This window comes from Cupriavidus sp. FW305-26 (assembly GCF_058787975.1).
The window spans coordinates 13,542-32,247 of record NZ_JBYTAH010000005.1; the positions used below are offsets into that span (position 1 = coordinate 13,542).

Annotated in this window: 18 protein-coding genes and 1 other annotated feature; of the genes, 9 read left to right on the top strand and 9 right to left on the bottom strand. The window is 59.6% G+C overall.

The annotated features are described in order from the left end of the window. Positions 1–634: 634 nt before the first annotated feature. A complete protein-coding gene (locus tag AC3WQZ_RS04965) occupies positions 635–1,786 on the bottom strand; it encodes a PIN domain-containing protein (protein ID WP_058697637.1) in 1,152 nt (383 codons plus the stop codon). 142 nt (positions 1,787–1,928) lie between these two features. Here AC3WQZ_RS04965 and AC3WQZ_RS04970 point away from each other — a divergent pair, with 142 nt between their 5' ends. Continuing rightward, entirely contained in the window at positions 1,929–2,069 is a 141-nt protein-coding gene (locus AC3WQZ_RS04970; protein ID WP_158577655.1) for a hypothetical protein, read from the top strand. A gap of 319 nt (positions 2,070–2,388) precedes the next feature. Here AC3WQZ_RS04970 and AC3WQZ_RS04975 read toward each other — a convergent pair. Further along, a protein-coding gene (locus AC3WQZ_RS04975) for an IS3 family transposase (protein WP_412459403.1) occupies positions 2,389–3,572 on the bottom strand; the annotation gives its coding sequence in 2 pieces (ribosomal slippage) (positions 2,389–3,332 and positions 3,332–3,572; 1,185 coding nt in all). After that, positions 3,229–3,345: a sequence feature (AL1L pseudoknot), on the bottom strand. Its footprint overlaps the gene before it by 117 nt. A gap of 253 nt (positions 3,573–3,825) precedes the next feature. Further along, positions 3,826–3,975, bottom strand: a complete 150-nt coding sequence (locus AC3WQZ_RS04980; protein ID WP_158577656.1) for a hypothetical protein — start codon at positions 3,973–3,975, stop codon at positions 3,826–3,828. Positions 3,976–4,367: 392 nt separating this feature from the next. Here AC3WQZ_RS04980 and AC3WQZ_RS04985 point away from each other — a divergent pair, with 392 nt between their 5' ends. From AC3WQZ_RS04985 to AC3WQZ_RS04995, 3 genes are all read left to right on the top strand, one after another. Then, the gene (locus AC3WQZ_RS04985; RefSeq protein WP_058697640.1) at positions 4,368–4,733 is read left to right on the top strand and encodes a hypothetical protein; all 366 of its coding nucleotides are present in this window, start codon (positions 4,368–4,370) and stop codon (positions 4,731–4,733) included. A 248-nt stretch (positions 4,734–4,981) separates the two neighbouring features. After that, positions 4,982–7,567 (top strand): hypothetical protein, encoded by a 2,586-nt coding sequence (locus AC3WQZ_RS04990; protein ID WP_058697641.1) that lies wholly within the window; start codon positions 4,982–4,984, stop codon positions 7,565–7,567. A 17-nt stretch (positions 7,568–7,584) separates the two neighbouring features. After that, complete coding sequence (locus AC3WQZ_RS04995; protein WP_058697642.1) at positions 7,585–8,613, top strand: ComEC/Rec2 family competence protein; 1,029 nt, start codon at positions 7,585–7,587, stop codon at positions 8,611–8,613. A 233-nt stretch (positions 8,614–8,846) separates the two neighbouring features. On the opposite strand, the gene yfcF is transcribed toward AC3WQZ_RS04995, so the two are convergent. Continuing rightward, a complete protein-coding gene (gene yfcF, locus AC3WQZ_RS05000; RefSeq protein WP_081050239.1) occupies positions 8,847–9,479 on the bottom strand; it encodes a glutathione transferase in 633 nt (210 codons plus the stop codon). A gap of 715 nt (positions 9,480–10,194) precedes the next feature. Here yfcF and AC3WQZ_RS05005 point away from each other — a divergent pair. After that, positions 10,195–10,479: a hypothetical protein gene (locus tag AC3WQZ_RS05005; RefSeq protein WP_143010703.1), complete on the top strand. Its 285-nt coding sequence runs from the start codon at positions 10,195–10,197 to the stop codon at positions 10,477–10,479. Positions 10,480–10,552: 73 nt separating this feature from the next. Beyond that, positions 10,553–10,756 (top strand): cold-shock protein, encoded by a 204-nt coding sequence (locus AC3WQZ_RS05010; protein ID WP_013954359.1) that lies wholly within the window; start codon positions 10,553–10,555, stop codon positions 10,754–10,756. Positions 10,757–10,865: 109 nt separating this feature from the next. Here AC3WQZ_RS05010 and rpoD read toward each other — a convergent pair whose 3' ends face one another. The 3 genes from rpoD to AC3WQZ_RS05025 form a co-directional block, all read right to left on the bottom strand. Beyond that, positions 10,866–12,896, bottom strand: a complete 2,031-nt coding sequence (gene rpoD, locus AC3WQZ_RS05015; RefSeq protein ID WP_171514463.1) for an RNA polymerase sigma factor RpoD — start codon at positions 12,894–12,896, stop codon at positions 10,866–10,868. Between the two features lie 642 nt (positions 12,897–13,538). Further along, positions 13,539–13,913: a hypothetical protein gene (locus AC3WQZ_RS05020; protein ID WP_058697644.1), complete on the bottom strand. Its 375-nt coding sequence runs from the start codon at positions 13,911–13,913 to the stop codon at positions 13,539–13,541. 364 nt (positions 13,914–14,277) lie between these two features. Continuing rightward, positions 14,278–14,478, bottom strand: a complete 201-nt coding sequence (locus AC3WQZ_RS05025) for a hypothetical protein (RefSeq protein ID WP_081050240.1) — start codon at positions 14,476–14,478, stop codon at positions 14,278–14,280. Positions 14,479–14,679: 201 nt separating this feature from the next. Between AC3WQZ_RS05025 and AC3WQZ_RS05030 the strand changes: the two genes are divergently transcribed. From AC3WQZ_RS05030 to AC3WQZ_RS05040, 3 genes are all read left to right on the top strand, one after another. Beyond that, entirely contained in the window at positions 14,680–14,850 is a 171-nt protein-coding gene (locus tag AC3WQZ_RS05030; protein WP_158577657.1) for a hypothetical protein, read from the top strand. 299 nt (positions 14,851–15,149) lie between these two features. After that, a complete protein-coding gene (locus AC3WQZ_RS05035) occupies positions 15,150–15,620 on the top strand; it encodes a hypothetical protein (protein ID WP_058697645.1) in 471 nt (156 codons plus the stop codon). A 529-nt stretch (positions 15,621–16,149) separates the two neighbouring features. Continuing rightward, on the top strand, positions 16,150–16,464 hold the full coding sequence (locus AC3WQZ_RS05040) for an H-NS histone family protein (RefSeq protein WP_058697646.1): 315 nt from the start codon (positions 16,150–16,152) through the stop codon (positions 16,462–16,464). Between the two features lie 526 nt (positions 16,465–16,990). Here AC3WQZ_RS05040 and AC3WQZ_RS05045 read toward each other — a convergent pair. Together AC3WQZ_RS05045 and ku are read right to left on the bottom strand one after the other, a co-directional pair. Beyond that, on the bottom strand, positions 16,991–17,806 hold the full coding sequence (locus AC3WQZ_RS05045; protein WP_058697647.1) for a tetratricopeptide repeat protein: 816 nt from the start codon (positions 17,804–17,806) through the stop codon (positions 16,991–16,993). Next, complete coding sequence (gene ku, locus AC3WQZ_RS05050; protein ID WP_058697648.1) at positions 17,803–18,693, bottom strand: non-homologous end joining protein Ku; 891 nt, start codon at positions 18,691–18,693, stop codon at positions 17,803–17,805. The genes AC3WQZ_RS05045 and ku overlap by 4 nt, the downstream gene beginning before the upstream one ends. Positions 18,694–18,706: the final 13 nt, after the last annotated feature.

Below are 18,706 nucleotides of genomic sequence, written 5' to 3' on the forward strand. Positions count from 1 at the left end.
CCGGCCTCGGCTGCGCCGGCAGCTTGTACATCGCGTTCATCTCGGCGATGCGCTTTGCAAAGGACGGGTTGCTCAATCTTATTCTCCAATAAAGTCTGAAGGGTCTACGGTAACAGAATCGAGGCGTAGAACCTTTCTAGAATACTAATCAACGTCTCTGCGCACTGCGGGGGTGCAGCCCGCGGATCTGCTCCAAGTCGTACACGTTCACCTGTTGACAGCTGGCGGGCGAATAGCGGAAATCTCCGCATTGTTCCTTGTCAAATTTTCCGATCGCGCCGCGCCACTTTCAGCCTTAAGCGATCGTGCGCCAGTACCCGATGGAGTGCGTCCTTGCGCCTTCGTTTCATACTCGACCTCGCCAGAGATACTAAAACATAAATTGGTCCGCTGTCTGCCTCGATCCTGGCGATCTACGGAGCTTGGGTGGCGGTTCGCGACTCGATGCAGCCGTCCACGGGCTGGTTCAGTAATGACCGCCCCTCTGCCGCGAACCGACATATCGGAGGGGAAGGCGCCGAGCACCTCTTTCTGACCAATCTTGGCAGGATGGAGCTGCGGAACTGCGAGCGCCCCGGGCCGACCGTTCTCTGCGGTTCGGATGCGTCTTACTGAGCGTCCGACCCAAGGCACTCTAGTCCGGTGCATCGTTCGAATAGTCCGGACCGATCGTCCCAACGTCGAAGTGAAGGCCCGACATCTTGACAGTGATCTCCGTAACGTCGTCCGCCGACAGCACCTGGGTTTCGTCTGCCGCGAAATCCTCGAGATAGAGCCCGATCGAAAGATCGGCTCTCACCTCGGTTTCACTCGTCGCATAGGCGTGGCCAACCGGTACGTCATCCTTGTCGATTGAGTCGGGAACAAAGAAGTCGAAGGAAAATCTCCCCTTTGCGACGAAGTCGACAGATACCGAAATGACTGCGTCGCTATGGTCGGCGGAGAGCACTGCCACATTTGCCGCATCAATCGCAAGCGAGCCGCGCTTTGGATAGAGTTCGACGACCTCGTCGTTAAAACCGCAATATGAGTCGGCATCGACGAAGGGAGAGTGGTCATCAAGGTGGAACTGGATGCTGGCTTCAATTTTCTCTTTGGCGGCTTCCGACTCAAGCCAGATGGCGGCGGCAGCGCGGACACGATCGGGCAACTTTTCGCCCCGTACAAGGACCAAAGCTGCGAGAACATCTTCGAGTTCAGGTGTGATGAGTAGGCGATCAGACTGATTGCTGTAGCGCTCCCAGTCGCCGTCCTTCGTAACGCAAAGCACTTTCGTATCGTTCTTATTCGCCCATCCTTCGAGGCTGAGCAGAGCGATTGCGTCCGGAAACTCAGCTTTCTTTTTTCCGCCTGGCTCAAATGGCGGCTCCGAAGCGAAGTATCGATCCATCACCGACTCAAGCGACGTGTAGTCGGAAGCTTGAATCACTGTCGCCGTCACATTCGCGAAGAAGGCGTCGAGCGCCTTCTTCGCATCCCGATCATGCTCGTGGATGGCGCGCGCGACAGCGCTGACCACCTCGTCGGCGGCAAATTTCTTTAGATGCTTCAGGACCTTCGAGTCGAAGGCTTTCTCCTGGCCAAACTTTTCCCGCAGATGACTTTCCATTTCCCGAGCAATAACGTCCGGAACCAACAGCCGCTTGCCGGCCTGCTCGACTTGCCGAAGCAACGGGAGGTTGCCATCATGGATGTTTTGCCCTTCCTCATCGAACACGTTCGTGTCGATGGCAATCGCCCCGACACGGCCGCGGGCCAGCCAGTCTTTGAGTTCCTCTTTATGCACTTTCTCAGAGTTTCAAGTGATATAGTCTTGGTATGGTACAGGAGCAGCGCCGCGCTCATGCCCGACTGCACCTAGATAGTAATGTCGGGGGTAGGTTCCATGCTATTGCCTTTGTGATCCACCGAGGCGATGCGATTCGGACATGGCCCGCATCTTCTGGGTGCACCAGCGTGAGGCCCCGACAGGAAGTAGCTGTACCCGGTTCGGGCGAGCCGTCTACGCGCTGACCATCGACATCCTGTGCGCCAACTACAGCCCGACCGCGGGCCGCGTCGAGGGATGACCGGCGTGCTGCAGGACTGCTTCCCGGACGCTGCTGGCGGGGTAGTCTTCATCCCAATGCAATTTACGACTGGACTCTGGAGGGTGAGTAGCTGTTTTTCTTAAATTTTGTGTTTGGCTTTGCTTCCGGAATTCTGCTTAGTCCGCTGCAACTGATGCCTTTCATTACGGTGTGAAATGGTATCTGGCCCTACCCGCAACGCAATTGAGTTCGGGAACCGTCGCAAATTGCACCAAAGTCAAAGCCACCACCGCTTGAGAGACGACCACGAACAGAATTGGATTGTGAACCGCCCCGGGTATCGAGGAGGCTGTTTGGTTTAAGTTGATGCCGGCGCGGCAGCGGTGTCGCTAAGTTGCCGGTAGTAGTTTGCCTCAGCTTCGGCCGGCGGGATATAGCCGAGGTGTTCCATCAGGCGGTGGTTGTTGAACCAGGCCACCCATTCCAGGGTTGCAAGCTCCACGGCCTCACGGGTTTTCCAGGGGCCACGCTTGTGGATCAGTTCGGCCTTGTACAGGCCATTGATGGTTTCAGCCAGCGCATTATCGTAGGAGTCGCCACGGCTGCCGACCGATGGTTCAATACCGGCCTCCGAGAGCCGCTCGGTATAGCGAATGCTGACGTATTGCGACCCCCTGTCCGAGTGGTGGATAAGTGTCCCATCATTGTCGGGCTGACGCGCGTAAAGTGCCTGTTCCAAGGCATCCAGTACGAAGTCCGTGGTCATCGAAGTGCTGACGCGCCAGCCAACAATACACCGGGCGAACACGTCGATCACGAAGGCCACGTATAGCCAGCCCTGCCAGGTTGAAACATAGGTGAAATCACTCACCCACAGTTGGTTGGGCCGTGTGGCGTGGAACTGGCGCTTGACGCGATCCAGCGGGCACGGCACCGAGTCGTCGGCCACCGTGGTGCGCTTCTTCTTGCCCCGGCACACCCCCTCCAGGCCAAGCTGCTTCATCAGTCGTTCGACCGTGCAGCGCGCCACTGCCATGCCTTCCCGGTTCATCTGTTTCCAGACTTTGTCCGCACCATAGACCTGCATGTTGTCCTCCCAGACCCGCTTGATCTCGGGCCTCAGCCGCTCATCACGAATCGCCCGGGCGCTGCGTCGCGACGGATCGCGAAGCCGAGCGGCATGGCGCCGGTAGCACGACGGGGCAATCTGCAAGACTTTGCAGATCGGCTCGACCCCGAAGACATCGCGATGTTCATCGACGAAGGTCTTCAGGACTTGAGCCGGCGGTCGAGCTCCGCCTGGGCGAAAAACGCGCTGGCCAGCTTCAGGATCTCATTGGCACGGCGCAGCTCTTTGTTCTCCCGCTCTAGCTCCCTGAGGCGCTCACGCTCGACAGTCGTGACGCCATCCCGCTGCCCACGGTCAATCTCCTCACGCTCAACCCATTTCAGCAAGGTATGGCCCGAGCAGCCAATCTTCGGGGCGATGGCGTTGACCGCCGCCCACAGCGACGGATGCTCTCCACGTTGTGCCAGCACCAGGCGAACGGCTCGCTCGCGGACTTCGGGGGAATACTTGTTCTGCTTGCTCTCAAGAGTTGGAGCCTCCTCAAAACCCGGGGCGGTTCATTGTGCGAAAACGGTGCCCATCGCTGACCGCTGGCGCTGCGCGAGCTAGCGGAGCCTGCCGCGCTTACCGCCCGCGTGCGTTCTCCAGCGTGCCAGGCAAACTGCCCATTGGGGTCGGGAACAAAATGCTGCAAAATCCAGGAACAAAATTATGCAAACCAACGATTCATGTCAGTTTGCACGATTTTTTTCCTGCTGCTGCTCCGCCGGCACGCCGATTGAGCGATGACGGTAACAAAGTTGCTTCAAGAATCGCTGCAGGAAATTGTTCTTCCGGCCGATGTTTGAAGCCATTTTGTAGCTTGCCCGAACGCATCGTTCAGTCGCCAGCCTGGATCTTGGCGACAGCGCGCGACGAGAACGTACAGAATTCGGTTGTGCGAAAACGATGACTGTCGATGTTAGGCGCTGCGCGAGCCGGCGAAGCCTGGGCACGCTTGCTCATTGGCGAAAAAGCTTGATGTCCTCCAGCATCGCTTGGGGATAAGCTGGCGGCAGGATCGGGCCGAAGTGCAAAGAGCGTCCGGTGCAGTACGGTCCACCGACGCTCAATTATCAAAATATCGGTGTGAGCAGTGCCGAGGTGCTCATTACTTGAGCAGGAACTCACTACCCCCTACCGAAGAGGTATGAAAGCCTTGCAAGATTTGCCGTACTACATGCTTAGGCGCAATTGTCGCCGTACAAGCAAACTATCATTGTAAGCACATGCATCCCGCACTTGTTAAGTCGTTTGGCGGCCTTTCGCTCCAAAGCTATATTCGCCACTTCCTGTTCGGCCTCATCTTCCCAGCGATCTTCATATTTGCCTGGAGCCATAGCAAGAGTGAGTGGATGTCACTCGCGATGGTGCTCTTCCTAAGTGTGAGCTCGCTTCTCTACCCCTACTCACGCTTTGTCTACGAAGGTGTTGTCAGCTATATCCTTGGTAACAACGCCTTCTTCATGAACGCGTTCTTGATGCTCCTTGCCAAGTACATCACTATGGCGTTCTGCTGGGTTTTTGCGGTTTTCGTAGCTCCCGTTGGGCTACTCTATCTCTACTTCACCGCCGACAAGCGAGCATCGCAATGATGCCCCGTAGCCCGTTCAAGAGCTTTTGAACGGGCTACGTTAGGCGCATCCGTCCTGCCCCAAGCGAACTAGAAGCTCACGCGGTGCCCAGCCTATGGCTTAACGGCGTACGTTGCATGGCCTTCATGGCGGCCTGGAAAATTTTCCAGACGGCGCGAGGTCGACTGCCTTACAGCCGGGGCTCTCTGGCTCAATTGGCCTTCACCTTCCCCGCATGATTTAGGCGGAGGGATCTCTGGCACTTCCGAATGGACAAGAAAGACAAGGACATCCAATGGCTGGGCGAAGAGGACGCCTACCTTGGCCCCGCCGCGCGGGCGGGGCTCGGTATTCTGTTCGAAAGCAATGATTGGACCTGGTGGAACGACCCTGGCGACGCGCGTGACGCGCTGGAACGTGCGGTGCCAAAGAGTGGTCTCGCCAAGTGGGGCGGCGACGCGAGCGTGATGGAGGCCGACAAGTGGGTGGATCCGCTGGTCGCCATCTCTATTGCCCGGGCGTTCGCGTCGCTGAATCGTCGCGGGCCGCTGTGCATCAAGGTGGTCAGGTCGGTATGGAGTTGGCCAGGACATGCCGAAACCGTCAATTCGGTCGCCCTTGAGCTCTCGACGGTCGTGGGGCCTGAGCGCGTCTTCGCGGACTGGCCACGGAACACTCGACCCCGTTTCCCATTGACTGCGACCGAGCAATCGCCGCTGCGCGTCATCGCAGGCACTCGGTTCGCGCTCGATCGCCTTCGCAGCGACGAGGTATTGCCTCGCCACGTCGTCTGGCGTCCTGATGCCAAGGTCGCCGACATCGTCGTTGCCGAATCGTTGGCGGCACTGGGCGATATGGTCGCGGCTCGGGTCGTGATCTTGTATGGCAGGCAGGGGGGAAATCTGCTGGCCCAGATCGAGAGTCTGCGGGACCGGTTCAGCGCGCAGTGCGTGATTCATGTCGACGTCGATGACGGACAGATCACCGAATGGCTCCGACTTCAGCTGACGTCATGGGGTGAGTTTGGACTGCCCCTCGGAGACGCCATTGAGGAAGCCAATGCTCAATCGAATGCCAGCGGCCGAATCTTGGCATCAACTCAAACGTTTATCGTGGGTAGCGCCCGATTCCTGCGCCAGAGTTTGATCAAGGAGAGGCGCGGCGATTACCTCGGATTGACCCATGCGCAGCGAGCAGCCCCGTCGCCAGAGGTCTTGCTGGATGCCCCCGAGCTCACGCCATTTTTGCCGACGATCGATGGCGAACGGCCGGGCACCGACGCCAAGCGTCACGTTCCACCCATGGAGAGGGTGCTGGATTCCCGTGTCCGGCAGGGCCATCGGGAGCTCGAGACTTGGCCTCTTCATGGCGTGGTGGACATCGTCGTCGATATCCGACTCAGGACGCCGTTGCACAGCCTTCGCCCGGCTTTCCCGGAACAGCAGGTCGAGTGGGACGGCGACAGTAAAGTTTTGATGGTCCACCTGCTTGAGATCGGAAGTGCTCCGGTCACTCGGCCGCTGACCGTGAGAAGGACGGGGGATTCCGAGGCTGTCACGTTTTCTCGCGAGATCAGGAACGGTCCCGTCGATCTGCGCCTCGTGGTGAGCGACGGCGCGCGCATTCTCCAGACCGCTCGCCTTCAATCAGCCCCTGGAGAGGCGATCCACTTCTTCATCGAGAATGTCGTGACGCCCGTTCATCGCAAGAAGCAGAACTTCGACTTGGCCCTGCTGGTCAACGACAGCCTCGGGAACCAGCCCAGCGTCGCATTGATTACCGCCGAGGGCGAAGCGATCTTCTCCCCGCTGACCGATACGGACACCGAGAAGGCCCGCAAAAAGCTGTTGGCTATCCTTCAACAGGCCGTGGTGGACCCCGAAACGCCGCTTGCGCCGATGCTGCTTGACCTGGCCAATCAGGGTTCCCTGCTGTTGTCCAGCCTCCGCGAGCTCGTGCCCACCTGGCCGGGCCAACTGACACGCGTCCAGCTGGTGACGCAGAGCAATGCCTTTTTCCCGATCGAGTATCTTTATGAAGGCACAGTGCCGGAGTCGAGCGATGCGGAACTGTGCTCACAACGCCACGGATGCCTGAAGAGCGGACATGCCATTCCGGGATGTCCCATTCGGGAGGCCGCCGTGCAGCTGTGCCCCATGGGCTTTGTCGGCGTGTCCGCGATCGTCGAACGACACACATGGAAGCCTGGACTTCCCGCGCCTCTGTGGAGACCGGCCGCACCAGGAGCACGGACGCGACTGGAGATCAAGGACTTGTCTACCGTCGCCTTCGCGGCAAGCGACCGCGCCGATGACTTCAAAGACGAAGACGTCGCTCCACACGCGGTGGTTCGACTCGCCGACATCGAAAAGTCCTTGGGGGTTCAAAGGCTTCCAACCTGGGCCCATTGGAAGGCCCGCGTCGCCGAACAGTCCCCGTCGCTGCTGCTGCTCGTGGTCCACATGGAGAATACCCAACTCTTTTTGGAAGAAGAGGTCGGCCTCAACCTGGCGGGGATATCCCGGATGCATGTCGGGATGGGGGCGCCCGTGGCAATCACCATTGGATGCAGCACCGGCTACGGAGACCTGCCGGGGGGCACCTTGCCGACGGTGTTGTTGAGGCATGGCGCGCGCATGGTCGTAGCGGCGATGACGGACGTGCTAGGTCGCCATGCCAATCGGGCGGCACGGGATCTAGCGATTGGGTTTCTCAGTGCGGCGAAGTCACCGACACCTGTTCTGGTCGGGGAGATCATGGGCACGCTGCGGCGCAAATTCCTGGCGGACGAGATCGCGCTTGGCCTGGCCCTGGTGGCATTCGGCGATGCCGACACGGTGCTCGGCAACAAATGAGCGGAGTGGAGAAGCGCATGTTTCGAATCAGAGCCATCCAAGCCGAACACGGCGACGCGCTGCTCGTCAGCTACGGCAACCCGGACCGGCCTCGCCATGTGCTAGTCGACGGCGGACCCGCTGGCACCCGGGAAGCGCTGCTGGCCGTACTGAAGCCGCTATGCGTCAACGGCCGGCTTCGACTGGAGGCTCTGGTGGTGACGCATTATGACCTCGATCACATCGAGGGGATGATCGAACTGCTGAGCGACCCGCCCGAGTGGCTCGACATCGCGGACGTATGGTTCAACGGCTATCAACACCTGCGACAGGCAGACAGGCTTGGTCCGAGTGAAGGCGACGCTCTGTCGAAGTTGATCCGGCGCCGGAATCTTCCCTGGAATCACGCGTTTCCGGATAGGGGCACGATCCAACAATCGTGTAAGGAGGTCATCCTTGAAGGCAAGCTACAGGTGCGGGTGCTGTCACCAGATGCCTTGGCGCTGAAGAAGCTGTCGGAGGAATGGGCGAATCCCGAGTTGCCGCCGACGGAGCCGCCCGCAGGCCCCGGTGACCGACTGGGACGCAAGGACCCTTGGCCCCCAGGAGACTTCTCACAGTTGTCCAAGTCAAAGTCCCGGTCCGATAGCTCCACTCCCAACGGCAGCAGTATTGCTCTACTACTGCAGTTCGGCGACAAGCGCATGTTGTTGGCCGCAGACGCGTTCGCCGAAGTGGTGAAGGCTGGGCTCGCGGTCCATCACTCGAAGCAAGAGCCGATCGATCTGCTCAAGGTGTCTCACCATGGCAGCAAGGCCAATACTGACCTGGATCTCCTGACGTCCCTCCGGTGCTCGCGATTCTTGATTAGCACGAGCGGAAAGAAGTACCGGCATCCCGACAACGAGCTGATCGCGCGGCTGATTGCCAAAGGCAAGCACCCAGAGATCTTCTTCAACTACGACGTGCCGCACACCTCGAGATGGCGCCTCAAACCGGAAGGGTGGCCGAGCTTCAAGCCCCTCTATCCGATGGCCGGCGAGCAGTTTGTCGAAGTTTCACTCTGAAGCCCACGGGACCAGTCTCCCCCTTCGATCGTAATCGGGGAACGGCCGCTTCGGCTAGGAACTGACTGACTCTTCGGGTCGACTGGCGTCAGCTGAATGGAAGGCGGCGGTCGGCGCAACCCATCTCCGCCGTTCGCTTTTCTGACGAGCGGACATCGAGCCGAAACAAGAGTCAGGTTGCCAGCAGCATTGGACTGGAGCCGCAAAGTCAACTCTTGTCTGGCTTCGCACATTCAAAGCGGAGGACGTTTCAGTCCAACCCATCGCTGCACGGAGGGCCTCTCCCACTGACGCGCAGCGTAGTCCATTAACCTTGTTGGTACCGGATCGCCATTCAGGATGAGGCGATTCAGCATTAACGCCAAATCTGTGTCGGCGATGCACCAAGCCCCAAAGAGATTTGGCGCATCTCCAGAGAGCAAAGCCTCGGCCGCACGAAACAACTTCTGCACCGCTGCATGGGCCGCAGGGGTAAGCGCCGGTCCGGACACCCCGTAGAACACCACCTCAGTTGAGCGTTCCTGTCGGATGGGCATCAGATCGCTGCGGAGCCAGGCTTGCACCTGGCGTGCCCTCGCGCGAAGATATCTGTCTTGGGGATATACGGGCGTTTCCGGAAAAGCATCGTCAAGGAACTCCGTGATTGCTGACGATTCCGACAAAGCGAAGTCCCCATGCATCAGCGTGGGTACGCGCTGGGTCAACGACTTGGCTGTATAGCTCTCGTCATAGTTTGCACGACTGCCGAGATCCACAGTCGAAAGTTCAAATGGCAATCGCTTTTCGTGAAGAGCCACAAAAGCCGACATGGCGTAGGGGCTAGCAAACTGAGCATCGGCATATAGGCGAAGACTATTTTCCTTCAACGTGATCTCCTTGGCGGGTCCGCTCGTGCGGAGCCTTGATGATATACGGCGAGTGACCGCTTCGCGCTGACAATGTGGAGGGACCGCTTATGGCCGGGATGGGGCGTTTGTTTCGTCATGCTACGATCCTCCGAAACGGACGGGGGGGACTATGGCAACAGAGACCTACGGGGGATACACCATTCGAGGCTTTGCGAAGCCCATGGGGGACGGCTCGTTCGAAGCTTCGGGGGCCGTAGAGAAGGGCACCCAAGTGCTGGAGACCTCCGATCCGATTGGCTTCTACCCGAGCTTCCAGCGGGCAGTCGCGGAAGGCCTCGTCTGGGCGAGGGCGTGGGTTGATGCTCATGTCTGAAACCTGAACTCCACCAGGCTCACTCACGGGTTGGCGATCCATGAGCCGGGGCCGTGGATCTGCTCCCACAGCGATCGGTAACTCCGCGGGCGTCGGTGCTTAGACCGGTGTTCGCGTAGTCTGCCCAGTCACCATCCGCGCTGGGACGGCGCTCGATGCCCTCGGCGATAACATTCGCTTCACTGCAGTCGGGGCGCACCGAGGCCTGCCGGTACGTACCGCGCAATCTCAGGCAACACCCGGGCGAGCAACTGGGCATTGAGCCGCCCGATCTCGGCACGCTGTACGCGCCTTATGATGTCACATCGACACGCTGGTCGAGCACAGACCTGCGCGTATCGGGCACTCGGCTTCGGCGCGATGACGGAGCATCAGCGCCGCTATGTGGTGCGCTGGTTCAAGGGCGATCTCGGGCAAACAGGATCGCAATGGCTTGCTGCGGGATCTCAAACGGTGGCTGTACGAACATCGCATTCTGCTGCAGCGCGATCGCACGCTGCGGCAACCGGTCGCGTTCAGGTGGCCGGGGAAGTCGAAACCACGCTGACCGGCGAGTTGACGCAAACCTTCGCGCACAACGTCATGGTACAGCTCGTCGGAGCCCGTTCGAAAAAACCTGGATTGTCTGCGACGGCTCACCTGTGATACAAGATAGCCGCACGTCTGGCGCAGGCCGGTGGCGTCATCTACAACTAGTCTTCCTTGGAACATTCAGAACATGGCAACAGGTACCGTCAAGTGGTTTAACGATGCGAAGGGTTTTGGTTTCATCACGCCGGACGACGGCGGCGATGACCTGTTCGCGCACTTCTCCGAGGTTCAGGGAAATGGCTTCAAATCACTTCAGGAGGGCCAGAAGGTCAGTTTTGAAGTCAAGCAAGGCCCCAAGGGGAAACAGGCAGCGAACATCAAACCGCTGTAAGTTCTCCGCGCAGCAAACGCGTCCTGCCAGGGCAGCGATCGGGCCGATGCGTGATCGCTGTGGGTCTGGAGTAGGGCGTCGAAAGGGGGCGCGTACTCCTCGCCTTTGCTCAGCGCTCGAGAAAGGGCCTCAACTTGTCAGCACGACTGGGATGCATCAGCTTGCGCATCGCCTTGCTCTCAATCTGACGGATCCGCTCGCGGGTCAGGTCGAACTGCTTGCCGACCTCTTCAAGCGTGTGGTCCGAGATCGTATCGAGCCCGAATCGCATCCGCAGGACCTTGGCCTCGCGCGGCGATAACCCGTCGAGTGCCTCATCGATCGCGGCGCGCATGTTCGCGTGAATCACGGCCTCAGCCGGTGAACTCGCAGAGACATCCTCAATCATGTCGCCGAGCGTCGCGTCGGCGTCGTCGCCCACAGGGGTCTCGAGCGAGACAGGTTGCCTCGCGATCCTGAGGATACTGCGCACTTTTTCCTCGGACATCTCCATGCGCTCGGCGAGGACGGAGGGATGCGCTTCCTGTCCCGTCTGTTGCAGGAATTCGCGCGAAATCCGATTCAGCTTGTTGATCATCTCGATCATGTGGACCGGCACACGAATGGTTCGCGCCTGATCGGCAAGCGCACGCGTGACAGCCTGCCGGACCCACCAAGTGGCGTACGTCGAAAACTTCCAGCCGCGCCGGTATTCGAACTTGTCCACCGCCTTCATCAGGCCGATATTGCCTTCCTGGATTAGATCCAGGAACTGCATGCCGCGGTTCACGTATTTCTTGGCGATTGAAATGACAAGACGAAGATTCGCTTCGATCAGTTCTCGCTTGGCCTGCCGCATTTTCAACTCCGCGGCGCTCATCTGGCGGTTGATCCGCTTGAGCTGCTGGAGCGGCAGCGAGACCCCGGCCTCGATGTCTATGAGTTTCTGCTGGCCGGCCTGAATGGCCGGCAGATGTCGCTCGAGCGCTGCGCCAAACTGCCGCGAAGTCGCCGCCAGATGGCTGGTCCATTCAAGGTCGGTCTCGTGGCCCGGGAACGACTCGACAAACGCCTCGCGTGGCATGCCGCAACGGTCGACGGCGATCTCCAGGATGCTGCGCTCGATTGCACGAACCTCGGTAACCTGTTCGTGCACACTGGCACACAGGCGGTCGATAGTCTTGGCCGTAAAGCGGATCGGAGCCAGTTCACGCTGGATCTCCAAGCGCAATTGCGCAACGGCTGCGGAACGGGCTTTCCCAGTAACGGGTGCATCCGGCAACTGCTCGAACAGTACACGCACGCGCGCGAAAATCGCAAGACTGTCGATCGTGAGTTGTTCGAGGCGGGCTGCGTTCGCTTTCTCCGGATCCGCGGCGTCCGTTTCAGCGTCATCACCATCCGGGTCATCGTCGGAGGCGTCTGCTTCCACTTGAACGTCATCGGACTCTAGCGCCATTTCGCTTTCGTTCACGTCGTCGCTGATGCCATCGACCAGTTCGTCGATACGCAGTTCGCCGGCAACGATGCGGTCCGCATCGGCAAGAATCGTGGACACGACTGACGGACACGCGGCGATCGCCTGAATCATGTCCTGCAGGCCGCCTTCGACGCGTTTTGCGATCTCGATTTCGCCGGCGCGAGTCAGCAGTTCACTGGCGCCCATTTCTCGCATGTACATCCGGACCGGATCAGTAGTGCGGCCGAATTCGGAATCGACGGTCGACAGTGCAGCTTCCGCTTCCTCATCCGCCTGATCGTCGGATGCCGCGGCAGGCGCGGCATCGCTTAACAGGAGCGTCTCCGCGTCCGGCGCCTGCTCGTACACGGCCACCCCCATGTCGCTGAATGTGCTGACGATCGTCTCCATCGCAGCAGTTTGCGTAAAGTTGTCGGGCAGGTGATCGTTGATGTCCGCGTGGGTGAGATAGCCGCGCTCACGGCCAAGCGCGATCAGCGCGCGCATCTGGCGTTGACGCTCCTCGTCCTGGCGCGCCATGGACGCGATGTCCAGCGGTGTTGCGACCGCCTGGATCTTTCCTTTTGGAGAGCGGCGGCCGGTCTTTGACGTGACCGCGATCGTGCGGGATGCTGAATCGTCGCGAACTGGATTTGCCAATACACTCTCCTCGACAGGTTGGCCGACGATCGTCGCGGACATGACGGCTGTTCAAGCCTGTCGGGGTGCGAACGAAATCGTGGAATGACGCACGGACAGTCGAGGTCAGAATGCCTCTCGCGGAATCCGGTGTGCGCAGAATGGGGGAATTTTGAATAATACCGGACGACGTTGTGCGCCGCAATATGCGGTGGGTAGTGTTGCCTCGTCGAGGAAGGTCGAAAGATTCTCCTGTTCTCGCAGTTCACCAGCATGCTCGAGCTCGTTGCCACCGCGCTCGACGAGGCGCATATCCCGTATCGGTGCTCACGGGCGATACCATCACCTGTTTCGCGAAGGGCACGTCCGGAAATCGTCCGGACCGGCACCGTGCACCTTCGGACACAAGCACTCGGCGAGCTCAGCATCCTCCCGCGATTTCAGCGCTAGTCGCAGGCTGCCGAGGCTCAGGCCTCCTCCGGCTGCGATCAAATCGAAGGCATCGACGCTGTCAGAGCAGAAGGCGCCACCTTGAGCACGCAAAAGAGATCTTTGAGCTGCTCCGGTAGAAAGGCCCGTGGCTAGGTACGACTACACTGGCCGTGCTCGTCCCCATGCGGGTCTGTTGGGGCGGGGCAGAGCATCAAGGCGTGACTCGGGGAGCTGAATCTGATCTCGGCTTCACCAAGGCTGCCTGGCGATGCGTTACTCCGACCACACCGCATCGACATCCCTTGTTAGGTGTCCCGCGAGGATGTAATCGCCAAGCCTGGCCGCCTTTGCCTCCAGGCGCTCTAGCTCACCCGTTGGCAGCTTGCTGAGCTCAAATTGGCAGTAAAGATTGCGCTGACGGAAGGTCAACTTCGGGCGAATCAGCCCGCCAACGAGCGCCGCCGGGGAGCTAACGGCAATGCTCTCATGGCCGCGATACTGGACGTGTACACCGAGCTTTTCACCCCGCCTGCCAAGCTCAATCGCATCTTGCCAACCAGACTCGTAGTTCAAATCCACGACCGTTACTCCCTCTGTTTCCAGGAGCTTCAGCGCCTCGCTTTTCGTCCCAGCCAGAGCTGTCGCCATTTTCTCCTCCACTACATACAGGGCGTGTGGCTATTCGCGCTTCTTCAGCCCTGATCCATATTGCATAGCAGCATTGTAAGCGGGGAGCGGCCGTCTTTGTCAGGTCCCGTCATGGGAGCAGGTTGAACCGAGCAATATGCTGGAGGTCCGCGTCTGGGCACGGGAGCCGCGGAACGGGGGAAGCGGGGGAAAGATCATAGGCGCAACACGCAGCCGCCCGCGCCAGCCGCTGCCACGGCAATGTGACACCGAACAATGCACCAGGATCCAGCCACAGGCGCCACACGCCAGGAAGCCACAGCTTATCAACCAGTTCGCGGCTTCGGCCGCGACGGTCGTCTGCTTTTGGGCTAAAGCTGACTGACTACCGAATTCGGCGCACCGCTTCGAGAATGGAATGCCCCTGACTTGTCAGGCGAGGATAGGCATTGCCGCTGGCATGACCATGTTCCATCGTGACCAGCTTGTGAGCCAACAAGGTGTCCAATTGCTCAGGTTCGAGGTCGTCGATCTCCTCCTCGTCGCCGAGCAGCAGTAGCGCGGCGATCTCATGCGGGCTTAGCATATGTCGGCCTCCGTTGTCGTGGTTTGGAAAAACGAACTACTACTACTGCTGCCGCGAGATAGATTCCCCAGTCGACAATGTGGACAGTGGCCGGGGCAATGGTGGATTGGTGCGAGGAGGGCGGGGAAGCGTACACCGAGCGGCCACAATAAACTTCTTTGTCGCCGGCATCAAGCCAAAAGAATGCGGCAACGCAGCAGCATGAAGCAACGCAACCAGGCGATGTTGCGCGCACCTACCATCGGCGGCGTGCCGATCATCTCCGACCCTCTGTTCGGAGCCTATGTGGAAGAGCGGTCAGGCACGCCACTACGGCCTGATCATGGTGACCCCTCGCTCAACTCGAGCGTCGCGCGATTGGCTACCTCGTGATGCCCCCGGCTGAACGCCGGAAGGCGGCGCCGAAATGATCGAGAGTAGCGGTGTCCGCTGCGCAGGCTAGCAGCAGAGGAAGGGGTGGGCAACGACGTGAGAAGCCGGCGCGAATGATGAGTCGTTTCCGCCAATTGCGCCAGAGCGCCGTATTGGCTCAATCGTGATGCCGCTTTTTGGCCGCCGCTAATTGCGCCAGGCTGCCAAAGGCGTCGCGCCCACAAGGACAAGCCAGACCGCTATTAGGTACGCCAGCCCTGCGGTTATACTCCGCTCTCCACAACTAACGGGTAATCAACATGGTCGCAGCAACTAAAAGAACTGTTCTTGCAGAGGCAGTCACGAAGAAAAGGTCTGCCGCGAAGAAGATGACAGTGCCGACGAAAAAGGCTAGCGTGCTCGCCCGTGAGGCTCAGGCAGCGAAGAAGCGCTTGCTGAAGTTGCGCGCCGACACGAAGAAGGCAATTGAAGCGGCAAAGCGCGAAATTGCCCAGGCCGTGGAAGCCGCAAAGGCCGCGGCCCGCTTTGAAAAGCAAGCCGCAAAGGACAAGCTCGCGGCGAAGAAGGCCAAGGCTGCAGGCGCCAAGAAGGCGACGAGCAACAAAGCTGCCGCAACGAAAGAGGCCGCGAAAAAGGCCGCACCCGGTATCAAGGGCAAGGTCGCCGCGAAAGCAGCGCCGAAGGCGGCAGCAGTGAAATCCGTGACGAAGAAACGGGCTTCGGCGAAGAAGGTGGTTCCAGCTGTAGCTTCGCCTGAAGCGTCGGTGTGATCCTTGCATCGGCTGGTAACGCCTATCCGCAACCAGCCGATTGGCGCAAGGTAGGAGCACTGCTGAGGAAAGCTGAGGCCCGACAAACTTTGTGCTGACAGCTTTCCCCCTTCCAATTAGGCCTCTAGCTCATGCCTGGTTCGAGCAGCGGACTCATCCGTTGGTGCCGTGTTCGACTCACGGGAGGCCCACCATTCAACCGCAGATGCGCAGCGGCGACTTCATCGTGAAGCCTTCGTTGTATGCGGATCGCTTGCGCCGAGCTCCATTACATCGCCCAATGGGATTTCACGCCGCCGAGCGTACCTATTTCTGCGAGCTACGGCTTTGGGGCGAATGGCCGCCATTCCTGGGGAGGGCGATATCTTCGTGTCACTTTATTCGCCGCCGACCGCTGTCACAGGCCCATACGAATATTCATTAAAGTGAATGGAATGTTAAGTTCCGTATGAAGGTAGAGAACGAATACCTTGCAGGCCGACTTTAGAATGCGTATAAGTCAAAAGCGACTGAACAATTGGAGGCGAAGATGGCAACGTATCAAGAATTGATGGCGCGGAAGCAAGCGTTGGAAGCCCAGCTCGAAGAGGCGCGTTCAACTGAGGTCGCTGGCGTCATCGAGCAGATTCGCGAGCTGATGACTCGGTATGAGCTGTCGCCGGAAGACGTGGCGCCGCGGCGTCGTCGGGGCCGGCCTGCCGGTACAGCGTCCGCTGCCACCGAGAAAGCGCCGCTGCCGCCGAAGTATATGGATCCCAAAACCGGCAAGACCTGGTCGGGACGTGGCCGGACGCCGGCTTGGCTGGGCAAGCGGCCCGAGCGTTTCCTTATCCAGCAGGAATGAGCTGTTTGCAACGCCAATGTGAGCGGGTCGGGGCAGGCAACTCGTCATGGGAATGGCCACCCCGCGGCGGACCGCGCAACACACGCGGTCAAATCGGGCGATGACCGAAAAAAGACGGCTCTCGACCGGTAGCAGAGAGCCGCAGAACGTCCATGAAGAAATCGGGAAACTTGTGGAGTTTCCCGCGCCCAGTATCGCCCAGTCGCCCCGCACCAGGCAATCGGCCTGCCCACTGTTGCGCACGGGCTCGCTTTACCCAAAAAAGAGCCCGCGTCACCAGGGCGGCGAAGCGGGCGGTAGCAGGACTACCCAGGCATGATATGACGTCGCAAGAAACGCTTAAGTCTGAATTAGTCCGAATTTAACGCGCTTTTTTCAGCAGAAGGCTCCCGCGTCTTACTAGAATGGAGCGGTCATCACTTTTGCACGTGGAAGTGATCAATTGAGCCTCTTTCGATACGTGCCTTATGCGGCCCTCTTGGGGCGACGCATCAGGTTGGTCGCCGAATAATGCCGCGGCTTGGCTTTATGGACGGTCGAGCCTCCGGAATGCGTTGAAGTGTCGCAGCGCCTTCTGGAAGTGGCCCAGTTCCTGATGCAAACGCGCTGCGTTGTAGTGGGCATCGGCGTCGTCCGGTGCAAGTTCGATGCATCGCTCGTACGCTGCCAGAGCTGACTGCGGGGCGCCGACATCCTCGCGTGCAACCCCCAGGTTGAAATGCAATTGCGGCGCGTTCGGAAGGACGGACAACGCCCCCTCATAGAGCATGATGGCTTCGTCGAATCGTTGTTGGTCTGCCAGCATGCACCCAAGGTTCAGGTAGGCGTTCAGCATTCCTGGCGAGATCTCTAAGGCGCGTCGGTAGGCCGCTTCAGCCGCATTGGCGTCGACAGGTTCAAGTGCATAGGCTTGCGCAAAGGATTCCTCGGCGGTCGGTTCGTTGGCACGCATTCGCGTTAAATCAACGACTCGCACATCGGCTTCATCCGGCCCGAACTCGATCAGCCGTTGGCCGCTCTCAACCAGCCACGCGCCGTGCCGGTCCCATGCCGATACGTTGCCGCTGCTTGCGGAGATTCGCAGGGCCGATAGGTGTCGGTTCGGTGTGAGCCGTTCGAGACGACGCAGCGCCCGCAGAATCCGTGCAGGCGCAACGCTCGACCTGTGCAGGGATTCGGCGGTACGAATCAGAACCACGTCCCGAAAGGAGAAGACGTACTGGCCGCGTGGGCCTCGTGCAGGCGTGACCAGCCCGGCGGCTACCAGGCTGGAGATCAGCCGGCGCGAAGCGCCCAGGCGCGTCTCCAGCTCGCGCCTGGTCAACCCTTCGCCGTGGCTCATGCCGACTTCTTAGTGGTGCGTCGGATCGGTGTCGGCTCGGAAGGCGCTGTGCCCCGCTTACCGGCTCTGCGAGTTGATGGCTCGGCGGCTTTGGCTTTTGTCGCGGGCAGCCCTTTCTTGGACAGACTCGCGCGAAGTGCATCCATCAGATCGATGACCTGCCCGCCGGCGGTGACTTCAACTGGTTCGGGCGATACGATCTGCTTGCCGGCGATCTTTGCGTCGATGGCGGCGAGAATCCTGACTTTCTCCTCGTCCTTGTACTGGGCCGGATCGTATTGGTCTTCCGAGGCTTGCTCGATCAGCTGGATCGCCAGCTTTAGCTCCGCATCTGAGACTGCCACTTCCTCGATATGCAGTTCGGCGATGTTGCGCACTTCATCCGCGAACAACAGTTGCTGGAACACCAGGCCGCCCTCGACCGGTCGGATCTGCACGATATGCGATTTGCCTTTCGAGGCCCACTTCGCAATGGCACAGCGACCGGTCTTCGACATGGCTTCGCGTAAAAGGCTGTAAGGCTTACCGCCGCGCTTATCTGGAGCGATGAAGTACGCCTTGTCGAAATACAGCGGATCCACGCTGCGCTCGGGAATGAACGCAACGATATCGACCATGTGGCTGGCACTCTCTTCCAAGGCTTTGAGTTCATCGGGGGAGAACGTCACGAAGCGGTCTTTCTCAAACTCGTAGCCCTTCACCATGTCTGCACGGTCGACAACCTTTTGGGTCTGCTCGGAAACGTACTGTTGTTTCAGCCGTGCGCCTTCTTTGCTCAGTAAGTTGAAGCGCACAGCAGAGCTTGTCTCGGTGGCGGTGTAGAGTTTGACGGGGATGGACACCAGGCCGAAAGACAGCGACAAAGAGGCGAGGGATCGTGCAGGCATTGGATACTCCACA

What these genes read in the sequence shown, in the direction of transcription:
- AC3WQZ_RS05010 (WP_013954359.1), top strand. Translation starts at nt 10,553, where the DNA reads ATGGCAACAGGTACCGTCAAGTGGTTTAACGATGCGAAGGGTTTTGGT.
- AC3WQZ_RS05025 (WP_081050240.1), bottom strand. Translation starts at nt 14,478, where the DNA reads ATGCTAAGCCCGCATGAGATCGCCGCGCTACTGCTGCTCGGCGACGAG.
- rpoD (WP_171514463.1), bottom strand. Translation starts at nt 12,896, where the DNA reads ATGTCCGCGACGATCGTCGGCCAACCTGTCGAGGAGAGTGTATTGGCA.
- AC3WQZ_RS05040 (WP_058697646.1), top strand. Translation starts at nt 16,150, where the DNA reads ATGGCAACGTATCAAGAATTGATGGCGCGGAAGCAAGCGTTGGAAGCC.
- AC3WQZ_RS05005 (WP_143010703.1), top strand. Translation starts at nt 10,195, where the DNA reads ATGACGGAGCATCAGCGCCGCTATGTGGTGCGCTGGTTCAAGGGCGAT.
- AC3WQZ_RS04980 (WP_158577656.1), bottom strand. Translation starts at nt 3,975, where the DNA reads ATGCGTTCGGGCAAGCTACAAAATGGCTTCAAACATCGGCCGGAAGAA.
- AC3WQZ_RS04970 (WP_158577655.1), top strand. Translation starts at nt 1,929, where the DNA reads ATGGCCCGCATCTTCTGGGTGCACCAGCGTGAGGCCCCGACAGGAAGT.
- AC3WQZ_RS05030 (WP_158577657.1), top strand. Translation starts at nt 14,680, where the DNA reads ATGAAGCAACGCAACCAGGCGATGTTGCGCGCACCTACCATCGGCGGC.
- AC3WQZ_RS04990 (WP_058697641.1), top strand. Translation starts at nt 4,982, where the DNA reads ATGGACAAGAAAGACAAGGACATCCAATGGCTGGGCGAAGAGGACGCC.
- AC3WQZ_RS04995 (WP_058697642.1), top strand. Translation starts at nt 7,585, where the DNA reads ATGTTTCGAATCAGAGCCATCCAAGCCGAACACGGCGACGCGCTGCTC.
- AC3WQZ_RS05035 (WP_058697645.1), top strand. Translation starts at nt 15,150, where the DNA reads ATGGTCGCAGCAACTAAAAGAACTGTTCTTGCAGAGGCAGTCACGAAG.
- ku (WP_058697648.1), bottom strand. Translation starts at nt 18,693, where the DNA reads ATGCCTGCACGATCCCTCGCCTCTTTGTCGCTGTCTTTCGGCCTGGTG.
- AC3WQZ_RS05020 (WP_058697644.1), bottom strand. Translation starts at nt 13,913, where the DNA reads ATGGCGACAGCTCTGGCTGGGACGAAAAGCGAGGCGCTGAAGCTCCTG.
- AC3WQZ_RS05045 (WP_058697647.1), bottom strand. Translation starts at nt 17,806, where the DNA reads ATGAGCCACGGCGAAGGGTTGACCAGGCGCGAGCTGGAGACGCGCCTG.
- AC3WQZ_RS04985 (WP_058697640.1), top strand. Translation starts at nt 4,368, where the DNA reads ATGCATCCCGCACTTGTTAAGTCGTTTGGCGGCCTTTCGCTCCAAAGC.